22 protein-coding genes are annotated in these 20154 nt (G+C 68.4%); 9 read left to right on the forward strand and 13 right to left on the reverse strand.

What is annotated here, in order from left to right; genetic code table 11:
* Positions 1-326 precede the first annotated feature (326 nt).
* A complete protein-coding gene (locus DMO17_RS07395) occupies positions 327-743 on the forward strand; it encodes a DUF1232 domain-containing protein (RefSeq protein WP_110681850.1) in 417 nt (138 codons plus the stop codon).
* A 118-nt stretch (positions 744-861) separates the two neighbouring features.
* Positions 862-1299, forward strand: a complete 438-nt coding sequence (locus DMO17_RS07400) for a PaaI family thioesterase (RefSeq protein WP_110681851.1) — start codon at positions 862-864, stop codon at positions 1297-1299.
* 127 nt (positions 1300-1426) lie between these two features.
* Here the strand turns inward: DMO17_RS07400 and cmoB are convergent, their stop codons facing one another.
* From cmoB to DMO17_RS07450, 10 genes are all read right to left on the reverse strand, one after another.
* The gene (cmoB, locus tag DMO17_RS07405; protein ID WP_110681852.1) at positions 1427-2398 is read right to left on the reverse strand and encodes a tRNA 5-methoxyuridine(34)/uridine 5-oxyacetic acid(34) synthase CmoB; all 972 of its coding nucleotides are present in this window, start codon (positions 2396-2398) and stop codon (positions 1427-1429) included.
* The gene (cmoA, locus tag DMO17_RS07410; protein ID WP_110681853.1) at positions 2395-3138 is read right to left on the reverse strand and encodes a carboxy-S-adenosyl-L-methionine synthase CmoA; all 744 of its coding nucleotides are present in this window, start codon (positions 3136-3138) and stop codon (positions 2395-2397) included. The genes cmoB and cmoA overlap by 4 nt, the downstream gene beginning before the upstream one ends.
* Positions 3139-3203: 65 nt before the next feature.
* Positions 3204-3773, reverse strand: coding sequence for a hypothetical protein (locus tag DMO17_RS07415; protein ID WP_258371496.1), 570 nt, complete (start codon positions 3771-3773; stop codon positions 3204-3206).
* Positions 3774-3859: 86 nt separating this feature from the next.
* A complete protein-coding gene (locus DMO17_RS07420; protein ID WP_110681855.1) occupies positions 3860-4528 on the reverse strand; it encodes a lysoplasmalogenase family protein in 669 nt (222 codons plus the stop codon).
* A gap of 96 nt (positions 4529-4624) precedes the next feature.
* Positions 4625-4816 (reverse strand): hypothetical protein, encoded by a 192-nt coding sequence (locus tag DMO17_RS07425; RefSeq protein WP_110681856.1) that lies wholly within the window; start codon positions 4814-4816, stop codon positions 4625-4627.
* 10 nt (positions 4817-4826) lie between these two features.
* Positions 4827-5228, reverse strand: a complete 402-nt coding sequence (locus tag DMO17_RS07430) for a protease inhibitor I42 family protein (protein WP_110681857.1) — start codon at positions 5226-5228, stop codon at positions 4827-4829.
* 72 nt (positions 5229-5300) lie between these two features.
* Positions 5301-7688, reverse strand: a complete 2388-nt coding sequence (lon, locus tag DMO17_RS07435; RefSeq protein ID WP_110681858.1) for an endopeptidase La — start codon at positions 7686-7688, stop codon at positions 5301-5303.
* A gap of 49 nt (positions 7689-7737) precedes the next feature.
* On the reverse strand, positions 7738-8442 hold the full coding sequence (locus DMO17_RS07440; RefSeq protein ID WP_110681859.1) for a hypothetical protein: 705 nt from the start codon (positions 8440-8442) through the stop codon (positions 7738-7740).
* Positions 8439-9176 (reverse strand): hypothetical protein, encoded by a 738-nt coding sequence (locus DMO17_RS07445; protein WP_258371497.1) that lies wholly within the window; start codon positions 9174-9176, stop codon positions 8439-8441. Before DMO17_RS07445 ends, DMO17_RS07440 begins: the two co-directional genes overlap by 4 nt.
* Complete coding sequence (locus DMO17_RS07450; RefSeq protein WP_110681860.1) at positions 9173-10255, reverse strand: methyl-accepting chemotaxis protein; 1083 nt, start codon at positions 10253-10255, stop codon at positions 9173-9175. Before DMO17_RS07450 ends, DMO17_RS07445 begins: the two co-directional genes overlap by 4 nt.
* Positions 10256-10399: 144 nt before the next feature.
* Between DMO17_RS07450 and DMO17_RS07455 the strand changes: the two genes are divergently transcribed.
* Positions 10400-11152, forward strand: a complete 753-nt coding sequence (locus tag DMO17_RS07455; protein WP_110681861.1) for a helix-turn-helix transcriptional regulator — start codon at positions 10400-10402, stop codon at positions 11150-11152.
* 4 nt (positions 11153-11156) lie between these two features.
* Here DMO17_RS07455 and DMO17_RS07460 read toward each other — a convergent pair whose 3' ends face one another.
* On the reverse strand, positions 11157-12011 hold the full coding sequence (locus DMO17_RS07460; protein ID WP_110681862.1) for a sulfurtransferase: 855 nt from the start codon (positions 12009-12011) through the stop codon (positions 11157-11159).
* Between the two features lie 99 nt (positions 12012-12110).
* Here DMO17_RS07460 and DMO17_RS07465 point away from each other — a divergent pair, with 99 nt between their 5' ends.
* The gene (locus DMO17_RS07465; RefSeq protein ID WP_110681863.1) at positions 12111-12902 is read left to right on the forward strand and encodes a lysophospholipid acyltransferase family protein; all 792 of its coding nucleotides are present in this window, start codon (positions 12111-12113) and stop codon (positions 12900-12902) included.
* A 184-nt stretch (positions 12903-13086) separates the two neighbouring features.
* On the opposite strand, the gene DMO17_RS07470 is transcribed toward DMO17_RS07465, so the two are convergent.
* Positions 13087-14145 (reverse strand): SMP-30/gluconolactonase/LRE family protein, encoded by a 1059-nt coding sequence (locus DMO17_RS07470; protein WP_110681864.1) that lies wholly within the window; start codon positions 14143-14145, stop codon positions 13087-13089.
* A 108-nt stretch (positions 14146-14253) separates the two neighbouring features.
* On the opposite strand from DMO17_RS07470, the gene rnd reads away from it, so the two are divergent.
* The 3 genes from rnd to DMO17_RS07485 are packed head-to-tail and all read left to right on the forward strand — an operon-like array spanning position 14254 to position 16591.
* Complete coding sequence (gene rnd / locus DMO17_RS07475) at positions 14254-15369, forward strand: ribonuclease D (protein ID WP_110681865.1); 1116 nt, start codon at positions 14254-14256, stop codon at positions 15367-15369.
* Positions 15366-15659, forward strand: coding sequence for a YcgL domain-containing protein (locus DMO17_RS07480; protein ID WP_110681866.1), 294 nt, complete (start codon positions 15366-15368; stop codon positions 15657-15659). The genes rnd and DMO17_RS07480 overlap by 4 nt, the downstream gene beginning before the upstream one ends.
* A gap of 5 nt (positions 15660-15664) precedes the next feature.
* Entirely contained in the window at positions 15665-16591 is a 927-nt protein-coding gene (locus DMO17_RS07485; RefSeq protein WP_110681965.1) for a D-2-hydroxyacid dehydrogenase, read from the forward strand.
* 15 nt (positions 16592-16606) lie between these two features.
* On the opposite strand, the gene DMO17_RS07490 is transcribed toward DMO17_RS07485, so the two are convergent.
* Positions 16607-18229: a methyl-accepting chemotaxis protein gene (locus tag DMO17_RS07490; RefSeq protein WP_110681867.1), complete on the reverse strand. Its 1623-nt coding sequence runs from the start codon at positions 18227-18229 to the stop codon at positions 16607-16609.
* 186 nt (positions 18230-18415) lie between these two features.
* Between DMO17_RS07490 and DMO17_RS07495 the strand changes: the two genes are divergently transcribed.
* Positions 18416-18865: a YcgN family cysteine cluster protein gene (locus DMO17_RS07495; protein ID WP_110681868.1), complete on the forward strand. Its 450-nt coding sequence runs from the start codon at positions 18416-18418 to the stop codon at positions 18863-18865.
* A 58-nt stretch (positions 18866-18923) separates the two neighbouring features.
* Positions 18924-20144 carry a hypothetical protein gene (locus DMO17_RS07500; RefSeq protein WP_110681869.1) on the forward strand — a complete coding sequence of 407 codons (1221 nt, stop codon included), beginning with the start codon at positions 18924-18926 and terminating at the stop codon, positions 20142-20144.
* Positions 20145-20154 lie beyond the last annotated feature (10 nt).

Below are 20154 nucleotides of genomic sequence, written 5' to 3' on the forward strand. Positions count from 1 at the left end.
CTTGCCGGGGCGTTTTCATTTGCAGAACCGGTAGGCGACCTGGCGGTCTGAATGGGAGTGCGGGGCCAGATGGTGTTACGGTTATGCACATTGCCCGAGTTACCTTTCCTGCACCGACTGTTACAGTTTTGATGAGCGGTACGATTGCTGTAACTAGCTGATTTATATGATTTTTTATTCGTGAGCAAAAAATGCCCGATCTGTAGCGAGGCCGCGTGATACGGGCGTTTGCTCGACTCATCAAACAACTGTTCACAGGGTTATCCACAGCTTCGGTGGATAACCGGACCTGACCCAGCAGCCATGCGGTATCGCGGAGAATCACCATGAGCATTCCCTGGAACAGTGTGCGTTACCTTCGCCTGGCTCAGCGCGTGCTGGCTCGTGGGCGATTGCCGGCACTGCTGCTGGCCGTCGCTCGCAAGGGCGAAGGCGGAGCCAGGTTTGCCCGCTTGCGCGCCGATCTGAATCTCATGCAGGGACTCTGCGCAGCCTGGTGGCGTGGAGAGTATCGAGACATCAGCAAGCAGGCCCTGCTCGCCGTGGTGGCTGCCCTGGTGTATTTCCTGGTGCCGCTGGACATGGCCCCGGACTGGCTGCTGGGTGTCGGTCTTCTGGACGATCTGGCGGTGCTGGCCTGGGTGTTGCGCACCTGGGAAGGTGAATTGCAGGCCTATCGTACCTGGCGCGAGACACAGCCCGCCGCTGCGCTGCAGCGCATCGAGGCGCTGCCGCCGGTGTAGGCGCGGCCGCTTGCCTAGCGGCCGATTCCGCCATGCTCGCGGGTGCTCCGGTCGCCGCGCTTTTGTCGGGGCGGCGCTGCGATAGAGTGGCGCCATAACCATGAACAGCGGAGTCGCCATGAGCCCCGAGGAACACTATCAGCGCCTGCAGAACATGTATGGCGCCGCGCCGGTCAACGCCTTCTACCAGCCGCTGCTGCGTGTCAGCGAGGGCGCTGCTGAGATCGAGATCCGGGTCGATGAGAAGTTCTTCCATGCCGCCGGCGCGGTACACGGCTCGGTCTACTTCAAGCTGCTCGACGATGCCGCCTTCTTCGCCGCCAACTCCCTGGAGCCCGAGGTGTTCGTGCTGACCACGGCCTTCACCACCTACCTGACCCGGCCGGTGTCATCCGGCAAGCTCAAGGCGGTGGGCAAGGTGGTCAACCGCAACCGCTCGCAGTTCATCGCCGAGGCCGTGCTCTATGGCGATGACGGCAAGGAAGTCGGGCGCGGCAACGGCGTGTTCGTGCGCAGCAAGATCAGCCTGGCGGACGCCCTGGGCTACGCCGACTGAAAACTGTCTACGTGGTCCAGCCGTTGTTGGTAGCGCCCTCGGATGCTCATTTACTGGTTGTAAACTGCGCTTCTGCGGGTGCTCCCGCCCAGGCTGGCCTGCCTCGCCAACGTTTCCGGCTTTTTTATCAGGGCTTGCGCGCCAGCAGCACGGCGCGGGTCGGCGCCGGTAGGCCCTCGACGGTGCGGCTGTGGTCGGCCGGATCGAGGAATTCCGGCAGCGACTGGAAGCGCATCCAGTCGGTGGCGCGCTGCTCCTCGACGCTGGTGGTGGACACGTCCACGCAGCGCACGTCGACGAAACCTGCGCGGCGCAGCCACAGCTCCAGCGCCGGCACCGAGGGCAGGAACCAGACGTTGCGCATCATCGCGTAGCGGTCCTCGGGCACCAGCACCTGCTGGGCATCGCCCTCGACCACCAGGGTCTCCAGCACCAGTTCGCCGCCACGCAGCAGCTTGTCCTTGAGGTCGAGCAGGTGGTCGATGGGCGAGCGGCGGTGGTACAGCACGCCCATGGAGAACACGGTGTCGAAGCCTTCCAGCCTGGCCGGCAACTCCTCCAGCGCCAGTGGCAGGTGCCAGACGGCGGCATCCGGCAGGTAGTTCTTCACGGCGAGGAACTGGTTGAGGAACAGCCAGTTGGGGTCGACGCCGACCACTGCGTCGGCGCCGGCGCCGAGCATGCGCCACATGTAGTAGCCGTTGCCGCAGCCGACATCGAGGATGCGCTTGCCGGCCAGGTCCAGATGCGGCGCCACCCGCGACCACTTCCAGTCCGAGCGCCACTCGGTATCGACATGCACGCCGAACAGCTCGAAGGGACCCTTGCGCCAGGGAATCAGGCCCTGCAGGGCCGTCTTCAGCGCGGCGCGGGTGGCCCCGTCGCAGGTGCCGTCCAGGCGCAGCGTCTCGCGCAGCTCGCTGCGCTCGGCGACCAGCGCCGGCAGCGCCTCCACGGCGGCGTACCAGCGCTCGAGATCGCCGTGGCCGATGGCCAGCTTGGCGTCGAGCTGGCCGGGCAGGCCGGCGGCCCAGTCCTGCAGCGGGGTGCCGGCCAGCTGCTGTTGCAGGGCGTCTAGCCCTAAGCGGGAAAAGATCATGACAGGGCGATCAGCGAGGCGAAGTTGAGGCACTGGAACCAGGGCACGACCCTGGAGAAACCGGCGGCCAGCAGGCGTTCGCGGTGTTGCTCCAGGCTGTCGGGCTTCATCACGTTCTCGATGGCGCTGCGCTTCTGCGCGATTTCCAGTTCGCTGTAGCCGTTGGCGCGCTTGAAGGCCAGGTGCAGTTCATTGAGCAGCGCCTGTTCGGCCGCGTCTTCGAAACGCAGCTTCTCCGAGAGGATCAGCGCGCCGCCGGGCAGCAGCGCCTGGCGGATGCGCGTCAGCAGCTCCAGACGCTGCTCGGGGGCGACGAACTGCAGGGTGAAGTTCAGCGCCACCAGCGACGCCGGCTGGAAGTCGAGGGCGAGGATGTCGGCCTCGATCACTTCGACCGGCAGCAACTCCTGGAACATGGCGTCCTGGGCGTGCAGGTACTCGCGGCAGCGCTCGACCATGGCATGCGAGTTGTCCACCGCGATCACCCGGCAGTCGTCGGCCTTCACGTGGCGACGCAGGGCCTGGGTCACCGCGCCGAGCGAGCAGCCGAGGTCGTACAGGGCGCTGCGCGGTTGGGCGAACTGCGCGGCGAGCACGCCGAGGTTCTCGACTATGGTCGGGTAGCCCGGCACCGAGCGCTTGATCATGTCCGGGAAGACCTTGGCCACGTCCTCGTTGAACACGAAGTCCGGCACCTGGTCCAGGGGCTGGGCGAAGAGTCGGTCGGGCTGCTGTTTCACGGCGGTCGGTTCACGGCGGAAAAGGCCGGCATTCTAGCCAAGAGCGGGCGCCAACCCAACCGCCGTCAGGGCAACTGGTCGAGGATGAACTCGCCGCCGCCCTGCAGCGGGCCCAGCGGGTTGCGCTTGACCTCGTAGCGGCGGATGTTCGGCTCGCCGTTGCTGACCTTGTGCACCAGCACGTCGTCGACCAGCACGAACACGGCGCGGAAGGTCCAGCCCTTGAGTTCGCGGGTCTTGCGGAAGTTGAGCACGTCGGCCCAGAAGTTCCCCACGCGCTGGGTATCGGTCTTGTTGAACTCGAAGGCGTAGCCGATGCAGCGGTCCTTGGCCTCCAGGCAGCGCAGCATGCCGTCCGGCAGGTATTCGATGGGCACATTGGGCTGGACGAACAGCAGGCGCAGGTCGATGAACGAGAGCATCTTGCCGTTGCCCTGGGCCAGCGGGTCGAAGCCCAGGGAGAAGAGTTCGGAGCGGGTGGTCCTGCCCGGCTCGGCCTGGGCGTAGCGGATCTCGGTATCGGTGTAGTCACCGAAGGGCGAAACTACCTCTGCCCGTTGGCTGGGCAGCAGGCTGGTGCAGCCGGTCAGAAGCAGCAGGGGAAGCAACAGCGACATGCAACGAGAGCCAGGCATGACAACCTCCGTCGATGAGCCCCCCTTACTCTCTATAGACGATTTGTCGGGCCGCCGTCGTCTCGCCGCAGGGACGAGCGGTGTTTCTAGCCCGCTGAGCAGACAGTGCCGCGGATCTGTCGCGAGGCCAGTACCACCGCCGAGGCGGCGATGCCCAGTTGGCCCAGCCAGTAGCTGAGGATGATGGCGTAGCGCGCGCCATCGAAGGGTGCGACGAAGCGGTTGATGCCGATCAGGCTGTCCGACAGTACGAACAGCGCCGCGCCGCCGGCCGCCAGCCAGGCCGAGCGCGGCGCTACCACGCCGACCCTGGCCAGGGCGCGCCAGAGCATGGCGCCGATGGCCAGGCTGTACAGCGCCACGGGCGCCAGCAGGGTGCCGAGCCCGGCGCGGCTGAGCACGAAAAGCATGCCGCCGGCCGCCGTCGCCGCGATCAGCAGGTCGAAGGGCGCCAGGCGGCGGGTATCGCCCAGGTAGGCCGCCAGGTAGGCCAGGTGCGCGAGCAGGAAGGCGCCCAGGCCGAACACGAAGAGGTCGGCCGGCCACTCCAGCAGCAGGTCGCCGAGCAGCGACAGGCCCAGGCCGATGGCGATCCAGCGTCGGTAGGCGCCGGCCGGTGCGGCGCGCAGCCAGAGCAGCAGGCACAGCACCGGCACGGGTTTGCTGAGCAGGGTCAGCCACTTGAGCTCGAGGTGCAGGCCGAGCAGGAACAGGGTGGCGCCGGCGAGGGCGACGAGCAGGAGCAATGGGCGCATGGCGGAACTCTCTTGTTGTTTGCGCCCAGTATGGCCGTCGAGTAGCTCTGCAGCAGTGCGCGGCGTGACAGCCAGGGTGGCTGATTGCGTCAGTGGCTAGAGCCAGATGGCTGCCTGTCCGTCATTCGCTCTGATTTTCTGCAACACCTTCTCGGCCTCTTCGTAATTGCGGCAGGCCAGCAGGAACCGATTCTTGCCGGACTTGCGATTCCAGATCGCCGGGCTGCCTGCTTTGGTGATGATGATTTCGCACTCGCCCAGGCTTCTGGGCAGGCGTACCCGCGCCATTGCATCCGCCTCAGCGCACGCTGATCGGGCAGTCGATGATCTTGGCCGGCGCCACCTCTACTTCCCAGGGGCGCTGGTAGTGCATCAGCAGGCGGCCGTTGCCGGCCTGGTAGGCCTGGTAGCGCCAGGTCGACTTGCCGGCGCTGCCGACGATGCCGGCGTCCTCCGGGGTGATGTAGACCTCCGGGCTCAGGCTGCGCAGCACGCCTGGCGCGGCATCGACCACCACCCAGCGGAAGCCGGTGGTGGGGTTGCTCGGCAGGCTGATGGTCAGCGACTGGCCGCTGTACAGCTGCATCGGGCACTTGCCCAGCTGCTTCTCCTCCACGGCGACGCCGGACTTGGGCTGCGAGCCGCAGGCGGCGAGCAGGGCCAGGGTGCAGGGCAGCAGCAGGCGCAGGGCAGGTTTCATGGTGGACTCCGGTCGGGCGAAAACCGCCACAGCATAGCCGCTGTGCACGGGCGCGGGCGAGCGCAGTGCCGCTCAGTCGAACAGCACCCGGGCCACCTCGGCGTAGCGCCTGGCGAAGTGCACGGTCAGCCCTTCGCGCAGGTAGTCCGGCAGTTCGAGGAAGTCGCCGCGATTGGCCTCCGGCAGGATCAGCTCGTGGATCTTCTGCCGGCGCGCGGCGATCACCTTCTCGCGCACGCCGCCGATGGCCAGCACCTGGCCGGTCAGGGTCAGCTCGCCGGTCATCGCCACGCCCTTCTTCGGCGCCTGGTTGCGCGCCAGGGAGAGCAGGGCGCTGGCCATGCTGATGCCGGCGCTGGGGCCGTCCTTGGGCGTGGCGCCCTCGGGCACGTGCAGGTGGATGAAGGCCTGGTCGAAGAAGTTCGCATCGCCACCGTACTTCCTCAGGTTGGCGGTCACGTGGCTGTAGGCGATCTCCGCCGATTCCTTCATCACTTCGCCGAGCTGGCCGGTGAGCTTGAAGCCACGGTTGAGGGTGTGGATGCGCGTGGCCTCGATCGGCAGGGTGGCGCCGCCCAGGCTGGTCCAGGCCAGGCCGGTGATCACCCCGGTGCCTTCGATGACCTGCTCGCCGCGGAACAGCGGCATGCCGAGGTAGCCTTCCAGGTCCCTGGGGCCGATCCGGACCTTGCTGCCCGGCTCGTCGAGCAGTTTGACCACCGCCTTGCGCACCAGCTTGCCCAGCTGTTTCTCCAGCTGGCGCACGCCGGCCTCGCGGGCGTAGCCCTCGATCACCGCGCGCAGCGCGGCATCGCTGATGGCGAGCTGGGCCTTCTTCACGCCCGCCTTGGCCAGCTGGCGCGGCCACAGGTGTTGCTTGGCGATGGCCAGCTTCTCCTCGGCGATGTAGCCGGACAGGCGGATCACCTCCATGCGGTCGAGCAGCGGGCCGGGGATGGAGTCCAGGGTGTTGGCGGTGCAGACGAACAGCACCTTGGACAGGTCCAGGCGCAGGTCCAGGTAGTGGTCGAGGAACTCGACATTCTGCTCCGGGTCGAGGGTCTCCAGCAGTGCCGAGGCCGGGTCGCCCTGGTAGCTGGCACCCATCTTGTCGATCTCGTCGAGCATGATTACCGGGTTCATCACCTCGACTTCCTTGAGCGCCTGCACCAGCTTGCCGGGCATGGCGCCGATGTAGGTGCGGCGGTGGCCCTTGATCTCCGCCTCGTCGCGCATGCCGCCGACGCTGAAGCGGTAGAAGGGCCGCCCCAGCGATTCGGCGATGGACTTGCCGATGCTGGTCTTGCCCACGCCGGGCGGGCCGACCAGCAGCACGATGCTGCCGGCGATCTCGCCCTTGAAGGCGCCGACGGCGAGGAACTCGGTGATGCGCGCCTTGATGTCGTCCATGCCGGCGTGGTGCTTGTCCAATACCCGGCGCGCGTGCGCGAGGTCGAGCTTGTCCGCGCCGAGCACGCCCCAGGGCACGCTGGTGGCCCAGTCCAGGTAGTTGCGCGTCACCGCGTATTCCGGCGAGCCGGTCTCGAGGATGGCCAGCTTGCCCAGCTCCTCGTCGATGCGCTTCTGCGCCTGGGCTGGCAGGGTCTTGCCGGCCAGGCGGGCGCGGAACTCGTCGGCGTCGGCGCTGCGGTCGTCCTTGGTAATGCCCAGCTCCTGCTGGATCACCTTGAGCTGTTCCTTGAGGAAGAACTGGCGCTGGTGCTCGCCGATCTTGCGGTTGACCTCGGCGGACAGCTCGTTCTGCAGGCGTGCCACCTCCACTTCCTTGCGCAGCAGCGGCAGCACTTTCTCCATGCGCCGCAGGATCGGCACGCAGTCCAGCACCTCCTGCAGCTCGGCAGGGGTGGCGGTGGTCAGCGCGGCGGCGAAGTCGGTGAGTGGCGACGGGTCGTTGGGGCCGAAGCGGTTGAGGTAGTTCTTCAGCTCCTCGCTGTACAGCGGGTTGAGCGGCAGCAGCTCCTTGATCGCGTTGATCAGCGCCATGGCATAGGCCTTGACCTCGTCGCGCGGATCCAGCGGACTCTGCGGATAGTCCACTTCGGCCAGGTAGGGCGGGCGATGGCGCTTGAGCCAGCCGCGCACGCGTACCCGGCCCAGGCCCTGGGCGACGAACTGCAGCTTGCCGTCGCCACGGCTGGCGTGGTGCACGCGCACCAGGGTGCCGTGCTCGGGCAGGCTGGCGGTGTCGAAGTGGCGCGGGTCGGTCACCGGCTGGTCGACGTAGAACAGCGCCAGGCACTTGTGCTCGGTGTTGGCTACCAGCTCCAGGGTCTCGGCCCAGTGCTCCTCGTTGACGATGACCGGCAGCACCTGTGCCGGAAAGAACGGGCGGTTGTGGATGGGGATGACGTACAGCTTGTCCGGCAGCGTCTGCCCGGGCAGGGCCAGGCTGGTGGTCTTGGCTTCGATGATTTCCGGCGTGTTGTCCTGATCGTTCATGGCGCACCCTCGGTTATGGGGTGCTAGATGGGGCGAGACGCCGGCGATTTCAACCGTGGCCCAGGCGGGTGCCCTGCAGCAGGCGCTCGATCGGCGGAGTGAGTAGGGCGAAGCAGTCGGCCGGGCCCAGGCTGGGCTGGCGCGCTTCGATCAGGTCGCTGCGCAGGCGCGCCAGCAGGCTGTGCAACTGCTGGTCGGCGTTGCCGGCGGCAATGCGTCGACACAGTTCGCGCATCTGCTCCTGCAGCACCGGCGGGCACTGGCCGTAGTTGGCGGCGCGCACGGCCAGGCCGCGCAGGCGGGCCAGGTCCTCGAGATTGCGGCAGGTGCTGGCGAGGCCGCGCACGGCGCCATGCGCGCGTGAGGCCAGGCGCTCTTCCAGGGTGTCGATCACCTGCAGCAGTACCTCGATCACCTGGCAATGGGCCTCGAAGTCGGCCGGGCGCATGCGCAGCAGCGGCCATTCGCGGTGCAGCGGGGCCAGCTCCAGGCTCTCGCCAGGCCAGTTCAGCCAGAGCTGGTCGAGCTGGCGGGCCAGGGCGTTGCGCTGGCTGACCGCGACGATGTCCTGCTGGGCGCCCAGGCCACGGTGTTTCTGCAAGGCACGCAGCAACTCCAGGCTGCGCTGCAGGCACTGGCCCTCGAGCTGATCGAGGGTGGCGCGATGCATCTGTGCGGCGCGACGGGTCAACAATTGGCCCAGGGCCAGCAGGCCGAGGCCCAGGGCAAGGGCGAAAAGCAGTTCGGGGCTCATCTGGCGGGCTCGTGGTGCATGGGTGGGCGAATGGCAGGGTCGGCGGCGGTCAGCAGGCGTTGGCGCAAGGTGCCGAGCTGCTCGTCGATCAGCGGGGTGAGCAACTCGAAACATTCCTGCGGCGCGATGGCCACCCGCAGCGGCTCGATCAGTTGCCGTTGCAGGCGCTCCAGGGCCTGGGCCAGGGCACTGTGCGGCGCCGCCTGGCGCTGCAGGCGCAGGCTCAGGTAGCGCAGCTGCACCTGCAGCGGCAGCGGGCAGCGCGGCGCGCCGGCCCCGCGTACCGCCAGGCCGCGCAGGCGCGCCAGCTCCTCCAGCTCGCGGCAGCGGCGGGCGATCTCGATGTCCTCGCCCTGGCGCAGTTCGAACAGCTGCATGGCGGTCAGCAGCTGCTCGATCAGCCGGCAATGGCCGTCGAAGTCGTCGGCCTGGCTGCGCAACCGCTGCCAGGCCGGGTGCAGCTCCTCCAGCTCGGCGGCGGCGGGCGGCAGCTCGCGCCACAGCCGGTCCAGCTCGTCGGCCAGCGCTCGGCACTGGGCGCGCGCGGCGGCGCTGTCCTGGCCGCCGAGGCCGCGATGCTTCTGCAGGCGCTGGAGCATTTCCAGGCTGTGCATCAGCGCCTGCAGCAGCGCGCGGCCCTGTCGGCGGCTGCGGCGCAGGGCGTGGCGGCGGTAGAGCAGGGCCAGCAGCAGGAGCGTGGCGAGGCTGGCACCGAGCAGGGTGGCGAGGTTCATGAGCTGGTCCTGTGCGTCAGGTACAGGGTCAGGGCGTGCAGTTCGCGGTTCTGCGCACTCTGCTGGCCGAGGGCGGCGCCTATCTCGTGCAGCTGCTGGTTGAGCGCCTGGTTGGCCTGGGTATGTTCGTCCAGGGCCTGGCGCATGGCGCCGAAAGCCGCCAGGTGGGAGGCACTGAAGTCGGCCTGCTGGTGCAGGCGCGCGGCCAGCTCCAGGTTGCATGTGCAGCCCTGGCCGAGCAGCTCGCGGTGCTCGTCGACCTCGCTGCGCACGTGGTTCATCGACTGGCCGATGGCGGCGACCGCCTGGGTGATCTCGCTGGCCGCCGCCGCGGTGGACTGCGCCAGGTTGCGCACCTCCTCGGCGACCACGGCGAAACCTCGGCCCTGCTCGCCGGCGCGGGCGGCCTCGATGGAGGCGTTGAGGGCCAGCAGCTGGGTCTGCTTGGCCAGGGCCTGGATCAGCTGCACCGCCTGTTCGACGGCGGCGTTGTGGCGCAACAGCTGGCCGACGGCCTGGTCGGTACGGCCGAGGCTGGCCTGGATCAGTTGCATCTGATCGCCCACCAAGCGGGCATCGAGGCTGCCCTGTTCACTCATTTGGTGCAGGCGGCGGAAGGCCTGCAGGGCCTCCTCGGCCAGGTCGCCGATGTGCAGCAGGGTCTGGCCGATCTCCTCGCTGGCGGTGGCGATCATGTTCACCCGCAGGTTCTGCGCCTCGCCCTGCTGCTCGGTGTGCTCGGCCATGCGCTCCAGCGCCTGGGCGGCGAACTGCACCTCGCTGCGCAGGCGCTCGGCGGCGCGGCGCTCGTCATCGCACTTGACCAGCAGGCGGGTACGCTCCGCGCTGCTCTCGAACAGGCCGGCCAGCTGTCGCAGCAGGTGGCTCTGCGCCTGTTGCTGGCGTCGCCAGCTGAGGCTCTGGGCGCCGCCCAGGTAGAGCAGCAGGGGCAGCAGGCAGAGGGCGGCGGCGTCCTGGTCGAGCAGGGCCAGCAGGGTGCTGGCCAGCGCCAGTGCGGCCAGCAGCCAGGTGCGGGCGGCGCCGCAGCGTTGCAGGCAGTAGATGCCGAGTTCCAGCATGAAGGCAGTCCAGGCGGGGCAGGGAAGTCAGCAGGGCAAAGCAAGATGCTGGCCAGCCTCCATCCGTCGCAACCCATGCGTGAGGACTGTTGCAACTAGGTGCAACCAGATAAAGTGCAGGCTTGCCCCGAGTCGGTGAAGAGAATGCTCAACGCCCGTCTGCTGCGCCTGGACGACCAGGCCCATGAACATGCCCACGACTACCACCAGCTGGTGCTGTCGCTGTCCGGCCGCGCGGAATTCGAGGTCGACGGCTGTGGCGGCGAAGTGTGCCGGATGCGCGCCTGCCTGGTGCCGGGCGACGCCGACCACCAGTTCGCCGGCATGGGCGACAACCGCATGCTGATCCTCGACCTGGACGAGCGCGACACTTCGCCGGAGGACCTCAGCCTGCTCGCCGAACTGTTCGAGAGTCCGCGCTACCCGACCCTGGACGCCGATTTTCAGAACCTGCTGAGCTACGCCGGTGCCGAGCTGGCACGCTACGGCAGCGACCCACACCTGGCCCGCGCCCTCGGTGGCGTGCTGCTGCGCGCCCTGCACCTGCGCCTGTTCGGCGAGCGCGGCCGCAGCGCCGTGGCCGGCCTGGACATCGGCCGCCTGGACGCCTACATCATCGAGCACCTGGCGCGGCGCATCACGGTGATCGAGCTGGCCCAGGTGGCCTGCCTCAGCCCCAGCCATTTCCACGCCCAGTTCAAGGACGCCGTGGGCCTGACCCCGCACCAGTACCTGCTCAAGACCCGCCTCGATCACGCCGCGCGCCTGCTGCGCGAGAGCCCGCTGCCGCTGGTGCGGATCGCCGAGGAGTGCGGCTTCTCCAGCCAGAGCGCGCTGACCACGGCCATGCGCCGCTACCTGGGGCTGACCCCCAAGCGCCTGCGCGGCCTGCAGTAGCGCCTCAGTCGCCGGTCGCCACGGGGCGCGCCGGGTCGGTGATCCATTCGCTCCAGGAGCCCGCGTACAGCGGCGCCAGCGGGTAGCCGGCGAGGCTCATGGCGAACAGGTTGTGGCAGGCGGTGACGCCCGAGCCGCAGTAGGCCACCAGCGACTCCACCGGCCGCGTACCGCGCAGGGCGTCGAAGCGTGCACGCAGCTGCTCGGCGGGCAGGAAGCGTCCGTCGGCGCCCAGGTTGTCGGTGAACACCGCGCACTGCGCGCCGGGGATATGCCCGGCCACCGGGTCCAGCGGCTCCACCTCGCCACGGAAGCGCGGCAGGGCGCGGGCGTCCAGCAGGGTCAGATCGCTGGCGCCCAGGCGCTGCTGCAGCTGCGTGGCGCTCAGCAGCAACGAGTGGTCCGGCTGGCCGCTGAAGCTGCCCGCCCGCTGTGCAGGCGTGTCGGTGGTCAGCGCCAGGCCGGCTTCCTTCCAGGCCTTGAGGCCGCCGTCGAGCAGCCACACGCCGTCGCGCTTGCCCAGCCAGGCCAGCAGCCACCAGGCGCGGGCGGCGAAGGCGCCGGGACCGTCGTCGTACAGCACGATGGTCGAGTCGTTGTCGATGCCCCAGGCGCGCAGCCGGTCGACCAGGGTGGCGGCGTCCGGCAGCGGGTGGCGGCCGGTCAGGCCCTTGATCTTCGGCCCCGACAGGTCGTGCTCCAGGTCTGCGAAGCGCGCGCCGGGCAGATGCCCCTCGGCATAGCTGCGCGCGCCGTAGCCCGGGTCGTCGAGGGCGAAGCGGCAGTCGAGGACCACCAGGCCTGGCTCCTGCAGGCGGGCGTGCAGGTCGGTGGCGCTGATCAGCTGGGCGAGCGGCATGGGAACTCCTGTGTCCAAATCATGACTATGGGCATCATAAAGACAGCCTTCCATAACCAGAAGCGAACCCCAGGCGGTTCGCCGCGCGAGGTAGTACTCATGCTCAGCCTGCAACCCGCCATCGAAAGCGCCAACCTGGCCCGCCGTGTCGGCGTGGTCCTGGGGTCGCTGCTGGTGACCTTCTACTACTGCAGCAAGGTGTTGCTGCGCGCCGTCAGCGGACGCCTGCGGCGCGCCGACGTGGACCGCTACACCCGCCGCTGGTCGGGCCTGCTGCTGCGCCTGGTGCGCATGCACCTGAGCGTGCACGGCCAGGTGCCGGACTTCAACGACGGGCGGCGCTACATCCTGCTCAGCAGCCACGCCAGCCACTACGACATCCCCGCCAGCTTCGTCGCCCTGCCGGGCTCGATCCGCATGCTGGCGAAGAAGGAGTTGTTCGGCATCCCGATCTTCGGCGCGGCGATCCGCGCCGCCGAGTTCCCCTCGGTGGACCGGCACAACCGTCACCAGGCGGTGAAGGACCTGGAGCAGGCGCGGCGCATGATGGAGAGCGGCATCGTCCTGTGGGCGGCGCCCGAAGGCACGCGCTCGAAGGATGGCCAGCTGCTGCCGTTCAAGAAGGGCTGCTTCCACCTGGCCCTGGACACCAACGCGATCATCGTGCCGATGGTCTTTCGCGGCATTCACGAGGTGCTGCCGGCGCGCACCTGGTGCTTCAATCTGGGCCTGCCGGTGCAGCTGCACATCGGTGCGCCGATCGACGCCAGTCGCTTCAGCTCCGAGCAGTTGCCGGAGCTGATGACGCAGACCCGCCAGAGCATGCAGGCGCTGCTCGGCGAGCCGGCGCCCGGTACGCCCCGGGGGCTGCTGACCGAGCAGCCGGTCTGACGAAAAAGCCCGCCGAATGGCGGGCTTTTTCATGGAAGTGTAAGAGCTCATCGCGTAGCCCGGATGCAATCCGGGGGGCGGAGCAGCCTGGTTCCCGGATTGCATCCGGGCTACGAATGATACTGTCGGAGCCAGTTGCCAATAGGCGGCTCCTCGCCCCCTGACCCGCGTGGAGAGGGCTGTCTCAGCGGATCTTCAGCTTGCCGATCCGGTCGTTGTCCAGGCTGCCCAGGTACAGGTAGTCGCCCACCGGTTTCACCGAGGTGACCATGCGCAGGTGGGTGCCGCTGGTGTCGTGCAGGCTCTGCACGATCTCGCCCTGTTCGTTGAGGGCGATGGCCAGGCCGTAGGAGGCCGGCTTCGGCCACAGCGCGCGCGGCAGCTTGGCCAGCTGGGCCTTGATCCAGGGCTGGTTCTGCAGGAAGTCGGCGTCGCCCTTGCGCGGGGTCGGCAGGGCCACCCAGAAGGTGCCGGCGCGATCGCCCTGCAGGTTGTCCGGCATGCCCGGCAGGTTGTCGGCGAACAGGTCATGGGTGCCGGCCTTGTCGCCCTTCAGCCAGTAGCGCTGGATGCGGTAGCGGTAGGTCTCGTTGACCAGCACGAAGTCCTCGTTCTGCGACAGGGCCACGCCGTTGGCGAAGTACAGATCCTTGAGCAGCACCTGGGTCTGGCCGCTGGCCGGGTCGAATACCATCAGGCGGCCATAGGGGCGGCCTTCGAGCAGGTCGAGCAGGTAGTCCGGCTGCTGGAACTTGCTGGAGGCATCGGTGAAGTAGATGCGGCCGTCGCTGGCGATGTCGAGGTCGTCGGTGAAGGTGAAGGGCACGCCCTCGGCCTCGCTGGCCAGCACTTCGATCTTGCCGGCCGGGTCGATGCGCAGCAGGCCCTTGTAGGCGTCGGCCAGGATCAGGTTGCCCTGGGCGTCGAAGTCCATGCCCAGCGGGCGGCCGCCGGTGGCGGCGAAGGTCTCGACCTGGCCGTCGGTGATGCGGATCACCCGGCCGTCATGCAGGCCGGCGTAGACCCGGCCCTGGGCGTCCACCGCGGTGTCTTCCGGACCGTGGATCTGCCCCCGGGCCAGCAGCTCGGCCTTCATCAGGGTGTCGTTGGGCTCCAGCACGCCGGTCATCGTGGGGGCCGGCTGCGGCTGCCAGGCCAGCGGGTCGATCGGGCTGGGGGTGAGCGCGAGGTAGCCGGCAGCGCCGGCGATGGCCAGGGCCAGCAGGCCGAGAAGCTTCTTCATTATGTTTCTTCCCTGGTTTGCGATGCGCGGCAGTGTACACGCAGGGCGCCGATGCCCGGTATCAGCGCCGGCCATATATACTGCGCGGCATCAATCAAGGAGTGCCGCGTGGCCATCGATATTCAGTGGATCCTCGACGACGCCAGCCTGGCGCGTCACTGCGCCGAGTGGCGGCAGTTGCCCTTCGTCGCCCTCGATACCGAGTTCATGCGGGTCGACACCTTCTATCCCATCGCCGGCCTGCTGCAGGTCGGTGACGGCCAACGTGCCTACCTGATCGACCCGCTCGAGGTGAAGGACTGGGCGCCGTTCGCCGAGCTGCTGGAAGACCGCGCCGTGACCAAGGTGCTGCACTCCTGCAGCGAGGACCTGGAAGTCTTCCTGCGCCTGACCGGCGCGCTGCCGGCGCCGCTGTTCGACACTCAGCTGGCGGCCGGCTACCTCGGCATCGGCTTCTCCATGGGCTACTCGCGCCTGGTGCAGGAGGTGCTCGGCATCGAGCTGCCCAAGGGCGAGACCCGTTCCGACTGGCTGCAGCGGCCGCTATCGCCGACCCAGGTCAGCTACGCCGCCGAGGACGCCCAGCATCTGGCCGAGCTGTATCAGGCTCTGCTGCCCAGGCTGCCTGCGGACAAGCTGGCCTGGCTGCTGGAGGATGGCGCCGAGCTGGTCGCCAACCTGCGTCGCGAGACCGACCCGGACGAGGCTTACCTGGAGGCCAAGCTGGCCTGGAAGCTGTCGCCCCAGCAACTGGCCGTGCTGCGCGCCCTGTGCGCCTGGCGCGAGCGTCAGGCGCGGGCGCGCAACCAGCCGCGCAATCGCATCCTGCGCGAGCACTCGCTGTGGCCGCTGGCGCGCTTCCAGCCGGACAACACGGTGGCCCTGGCGCGCATCGAGGACATGCACCCGCGCACCGTGCGCCAGGATGGCGAGACCATCCTGCGGCTGATTCGCGAGGCCGCTGCGCTGCCGCCCGAGCAGTGGCCCGAGGCCCTGCCGGCGCCGCTGCCGATCGAGGCCGGCGCGCTGCTGAAGAAGCTGCGTACGGTGGGCCAGCGCGAGGCCGAGCGCCTGCAGATGGCCCCGGAGCTGATGCTGCGCAAGAAATCCCTCGAAGCCCTGCTCAAGAGCGGCTTCCCCGACGGCCCCTGGACGCTGCCGGACAACCTGCGCGGCTGGCGCCGCGAACTGATGGGCCAAGCCCTGCTGGACGTACTGCAATGAAGAAGATCTGCTCCATCTACAAAAGCCCGCGCAAGAACGAGATGTACCTCTACGTGCTCAAGGCCGAGGCCCTGAGCCGCGTACCGGAAGGCCTGCTGGCCGCCTTTGGCACCCCGCAGCTGTGCTTCGAGATGATCCTCACCCCGGAGAAGAAGCTGGCCCGCGAGGACATCCATCAGGTGCTGGAGAACCTCGACAAGCAGGGTTACCACCTGCAGATGCCGCCGCCGGAAGAGGAATACATCCAGCACCTGCCGGAAGAGCTGCTGCGCCGCAACGACCCGGTGTGACGCCGGTGCGCATCCTCCTGCTGGAGCACGACCACGCCCGCTACGACGAGCTGCTGCGCGCCGCCGCGCCCGAATTGCAGCTGGTGCCCGGCGCACAGGTCAGTAGCGAGCAGGCCAGCGCCTGCCCGATCTGGCTTGGCCAGCCGGACCTGTTGCTGCCGCTGCTGCGTCAGGGCCTGCGTCCGGCCTGGCTACAGTCCACCTGGGCCGGCATCACGCCGCTGCTGGGCAGCGAGCTGCCGCGCGACTACCGCCTGAGCCGGGCCGTCGGCATCTTCGGCCAGCCGATGGCCGAGTATCTGCTGACCTACCTGCTGGCCCACCGGCGCCGGGTGCTGGCGCGCCTGGCCAGCCAGGTCGAGCAGCGCTGGGACAACCAGGCGCCGCCCAGCCTGCGTGGCTGCAAGGTGCTGATCGTCGGCACCGGCGATATCGGCGTGGAGGTGGCGCGCCTGCTCGCGCCCTTTGGCGTCGAGCTGCGCGGCATCGCCCGCCAGCCTCGGCCGATCGCGCCCTTCGCCGCGGTACATGGGCTGGATCAGCTGGCCGAGCAGGCGGCCTGGGCCGACTGCCTGGTCAACCTGCTGCCGGATACCCCGGCCACCCGCGACCTCTACGATGCCGCGCTGTTCGCCCGCATGCGTGGCGAGGCGCTGTTCGTCAATGCCGGGCGCGGCGTGGCGGTGGTCGAGGCCGACCTGGTCGCCGCCCTGCGCGCCGGACTGTTGGCCGGCGCGGTGATCGACGTGTGTCGCGAGGAGCCGCTGCCGCCCGGCCATCCGTTCTGGGATGCGCCGCGCCTGCTGCTCACGGGCCATAGCGCGGCGCCCACCGAGCCGGCGGCGATGGTTGAGTTATTTCTCGACAACCTGCAGCGCTACCGTGACGGCCAGGCGCTACGCGGCGAGGTGGATTTCGCCCGCGGCTACTAGCGGGCGTCGCCGGCCTCAGTAGCTGAAGCGCCGCAGCATGCCCTGCAGGCGCCCGGACATCGCCTGCAGCGCCTGGATGGCCTGGACGATGCCGCCCTGGGCGGCGGAGTTCTCCTCGACTATCTGTGCCACCCGCTCGACATTGGCGGCCACCTGTTCGCTGGCGGCGCGCTGCTCCTGCAGGGACAGCGAGATCACATTCACCGCGTCGAGCGACTCGCTCAGCGCGGCGCGGATGTCCTGCATCGCCGTGCCGGCCTGTTCCACCAGGCGCGTGCCGCTGCCCAGGCGCTCGCGGCCCAGGCCCATGCTGCTGCGCGCCTGCTCCACGCCGCCCTGGATGGAGCCGACCAGGGAGACGATCTCGGTGGTGGACTGCGCGGTGCGGCTGGCCAGGCTGCGTACCTCGTCGGCCACCACGGCGAAGCCGCGGCCCTGCTCGCCGGCGCGGGCGGCCTCGATGGCTGCGTTCAGCGCCAGCAGGTTGGTCTGCTCGGCGATGCCCTTGATCACGTCGACTATGGCGCTGATGTTGGCTGACTGGGCGGCCAGTTGCTCGAGATCCGCCGAACTCTGCAGGACCAGCCCGGCGATGCTGCGCATTTCCTCGATGGCGGCGGCGGTCACCTCGAGGCCGTGGTCGCTGAGCTGGCCGGCCTTTTCCGCCATGTCGCGGGTCTGCTGGGCGTTCTCGGCGATCTGGCTGATGCTCACCGCCATCTCCTCCATGGTGGCGGCGATGGCCGAGGCCGTATCGCTCTGCACGTTGGCGCTGTTGAGCACCTGTTCGGAAGAGGCGGCCAGCTGCAGGGAGGCGCACTCGATCTGCTCGGAGGCCTCGCCGATGTTGCCGATCATGTCGCGCAGGCCGTGGTGCATGCTCTGCACCGATTTCATCACGCCGCTGCTGGCACGCTCCAGGCTCGCCTGGCTGTCCAGTTGGCCGGCGGCGATGCGCGCGCTGATGGCTTCCAGCTCACCCGGTTCGGCACCCAGCTGCAGGCGCAGCAGGCGGGCGAAGTACAGCGCCTGGGCGCCGCCGAGCAGCAGAGCCAGCAGCAGTAGGCCCAGGCTTAGGCGCAGATCTCTGGTGTAGGTGGCCTGGCCCCGCTCGTACTGGTGCCGGGCCTCGCCCAGCTGGACCTCGATCAGCTCGGCGAACTTGGCCGACAGCGGGTCGATCAGCGGGTACAGGCGCTGGTCGGCGAACTCGCGCGTGGCTTCGCGCTGCTCCTGGCGCAGCAGGTCCTGCAGATGGTCGAGCGGCGCCTCGGCGGCGGCCATCAGTGGCTTGATCTCGGCGATCAGGCGTTGTTCCTCGGCGATCAGCTGGGTGTCCAGGTAGGCCTGCCAGGTCTTGTCGATATCGCTCCGGGCCTGGACTATCAGGGCTTGCGCGGCGCTGCTGGAGAGGCTGCCGCTGTTGGCCTTGTGCGTGGCGTCGACGATGTTGACCGCGTAGAGGTCGGCGATCAGCTTGAGGTCGCGCAGCGGCACCACCCGATCCAGGTACACGGTTTCCAGGCCGCGCACCGTCGACTGCAGCCCGTGCAGGCCGAGCAGCCCAACCAGCAGCAGGCTCGACAGCAGGGTGCCGATCAGCAGGAACAGATGGGTTCTGATCTTCCAGCTTTTCATGGGAGTCTTCCTTGAGGTAGGCAGGGGCTGGCCAGGGGCCATGACAGGAGAAGCCTAGATCAGTTCGGTGAATATCTGTTTTTTCGGTCAGTAAAATTACCGGCCTGCGCGACCGCCAGTCGCGCCTGCTTGGCCGCGTTCCTGGCACGGGCTAGACTGCCGGCCTTCCCAGCTGTCCTCATCGTCATGGCCGCCATCGTTCAACCCTTCTGGAAACGCAAGACCCTCGCCCAGCTCGACCAGGACGAGTGGGAATCGCTGTGCGACGGCTGCGGCCTGTGCTGCCTGCAGAAACTGGAAGACGAGGACGACGGCAGCGTCTATTACACGCGCATCGCTTGCAAGCTGCTGGACCTCAAGACCTGCCGTTGCAGCGACTACGCCAATCGCCGCCAGCAGGTGCCGGATTGCGTGCAGCTCACCCCGGCCCAGGCCGACCAGTTCAAGTGGCTGCCGCCGACCTGCGCCTACCGCCTGGTCAGCGAGGGCAAGGACCTGCCGCTGTGGCACCATCTGGTCTGCGGCGACCCCGACGCAGTGCACCACGAACGCATTTCCCAGTCCGGGCGCATGCTTGCCGAAGGCAGCGTGGCCGAGGAAGACTGGGAGGATCATTTGATCTTCCGCGCCGGTTGAGCTTTTCCCCTCGGCGGCGGTCCAAGGTCGTTCTCATTCACCCGCATGGAGCCCTTCGATGCCAGCCCGCACGCTGTTGACCGCCACCCTTCTGCTCGGCCTGAGCGCGCCTCTGTGGGCCGCCAAGCGGGTCGACCTGGATTACCGGGTCAAATTCCTCCCGGAAAGCGACCAGGCCGAGGTCAGCCTGACCCTGGAAAAGGGCGAGGTCGTACAGAAACTGGCCTTCAATCTGGGCAGCAAGGACTACTACAGCGACTTCAGCACCGACGGTAGCTGGACCCAGGAGGGCCCCGGCAGCGGCACCTGGCAGCCGGCCAAGGGCAAAAGCAGCCTGACCTACAAAGTGCGCATCAGCCATCCGCGCGATGCCGGCAAGTTCGATGCACGGATGACCGCGGACTGGGCCCTGCTGCGCGGCGACGACCTGGTGCCCAGCGCGCGCCTGGTCAAGGACGACAAGGTCGAGCTGGTGGCGCGCCTGCAATTCGATCTGCCCAAGGGCTGGGGCGGCGTGGAGACCGGCTGGCCGCGCATCGGCGAGAAAAGGTTCCGCATCGACAACCCGACCCGCAAGTTCGACCGCCCCACCGGCTGGATCCTCGCCGGCAAGATCGGCAGCCGCCGCGCCCGGCTCGGCGACACCGACGTGACGGTGGCTGCGCCGGTGGGCGAGGGTATGCGCCGCATGGATATCCTGACGCTGCTGACCTTCGTCTGGCCCGAGGCCCAGGCGGTGTTCCCGCGCGACCCGGCCAAGCTGCTGATCGTCGGCGCCGGCGACCCGATGTGGCGCGGCGGCCTGTCGGCGCCCAACTCGATCTTCTTCCATGCCGACCGGCCGCTGGTCAGCGAGAACGGCACCAGTTCGCTGGTGCACGAACTGGTCCACGTGTTCAGCCGCATCCGCGACACCGATCGCAGCGACTGGATCAGCGAGGGCCTGGCCGAGTACTACGCCATCGAGCTGGTGCGCCGCGCCGGCGGCATGAGCGAGGATCGCTACCAGGCGATCCGTAAGAAGCTGGCGAAGTGGGGCAAGCCGGTCGACAGCCTGCGCACCGAGGACTCCACCGGTCCGGTCACCGCCCGTGCCGTGCTGCTGTTGCAGGAGCTGGACCGGGAGATCCGCAAGCACACCGACAACCAGCGCTCGCTGGATGATGTCACCCGCGGCCTGATGCGCCTGGAAAAAGCCAGCACCAAGGATTTCGTCGAGATCAGCGAGAACGTGATGGGCCGCGGCTCGGAAGTGCTGGACAGCGCACTGCTGCGCTAACGCCTCCCGG

This window comes from Aquipseudomonas alcaligenes (assembly GCF_003205495.1).
Taxonomy (GTDB): domain Bacteria; phylum Pseudomonadota; class Gammaproteobacteria; order Pseudomonadales; family Pseudomonadaceae; genus Aquipseudomonas; species Aquipseudomonas alcaligenes_B.

Coding starts and splice junctions, on each gene's coding strand:
- cmoB (WP_110681852.1), bottom strand. CDS start 2,398: ATGATCTTTTCCCGCTTAGGGCTAGACGCCCTGCAACAGCAGCTGGCC.
- DMO17_RS07460 (WP_110681862.1), bottom strand. CDS start 12,011: ATGCCGCTCGCCCAGCTGATCAGCGCCACCGACCTGCACGCCCGCCTG.
- DMO17_RS07425 (WP_110681856.1), bottom strand. CDS start 4,816: ATGGCGCGGGTACGCCTGCCCAGAAGCCTGGGCGAGTGCGAAATCATC.
- DMO17_RS07490 (WP_110681867.1), bottom strand. CDS start 18,229: ATGAAAAGCTGGAAGATCAGAACCCATCTGTTCCTGCTGATCGGCACC.
- DMO17_RS07395 (WP_110681850.1), top strand. CDS start 327: ATGAGCATTCCCTGGAACAGTGTGCGTTACCTTCGCCTGGCTCAGCGC.
- DMO17_RS07450 (WP_110681860.1), bottom strand. CDS start 10,255: ATGCTGGAACTCGGCATCTACTGCCTGCAACGCTGCGGCGCCGCCCGC.
- DMO17_RS07400 (WP_110681851.1), top strand. CDS start 862: ATGAGCCCCGAGGAACACTATCAGCGCCTGCAGAACATGTATGGCGCC.
- DMO17_RS07455 (WP_110681861.1), top strand. CDS start 10,400: ATGCTCAACGCCCGTCTGCTGCGCCTGGACGACCAGGCCCATGAACAT.
- DMO17_RS07440 (WP_110681859.1), bottom strand. CDS start 8,442: ATGAGCCCCGAACTGCTTTTCGCCCTTGCCCTGGGCCTCGGCCTGCTG.
- lon (WP_110681858.1), bottom strand. CDS start 7,688: ATGAACGATCAGGACAACACGCCGGAAATCATCGAAGCCAAGACCACC.
- DMO17_RS07415 (WP_258371496.1), bottom strand. CDS start 3,773: ATGCCTGGCTCTCGTTGCATGTCGCTGTTGCTTCCCCTGCTGCTTCTG.
- DMO17_RS07500 (WP_110681869.1), top strand. CDS start 18,924: ATGCCAGCCCGCACGCTGTTGACCGCCACCCTTCTGCTCGGCCTGAGC.
- DMO17_RS07470 (WP_110681864.1), bottom strand. CDS start 14,145: ATGAAGAAGCTTCTCGGCCTGCTGGCCCTGGCCATCGCCGGCGCTGCC.
- DMO17_RS07430 (WP_110681857.1), bottom strand. CDS start 5,228: ATGAAACCTGCCCTGCGCCTGCTGCTGCCCTGCACCCTGGCCCTGCTC.
- DMO17_RS07480 (WP_110681866.1), top strand. CDS start 15,366: ATGAAGAAGATCTGCTCCATCTACAAAAGCCCGCGCAAGAACGAGATG.
- DMO17_RS07495 (WP_110681868.1), top strand. CDS start 18,416: ATGGCCGCCATCGTTCAACCCTTCTGGAAACGCAAGACCCTCGCCCAG.
- DMO17_RS07445 (WP_258371497.1), bottom strand. CDS start 9,176: ATGAACCTCGCCACCCTGCTCGGTGCCAGCCTCGCCACGCTCCTGCTG.
- DMO17_RS07465 (WP_110681863.1), top strand. CDS start 12,111: ATGCTCAGCCTGCAACCCGCCATCGAAAGCGCCAACCTGGCCCGCCGT.
- DMO17_RS07420 (WP_110681855.1), bottom strand. CDS start 4,528: ATGCGCCCATTGCTCCTGCTCGTCGCCCTCGCCGGCGCCACCCTGTTC.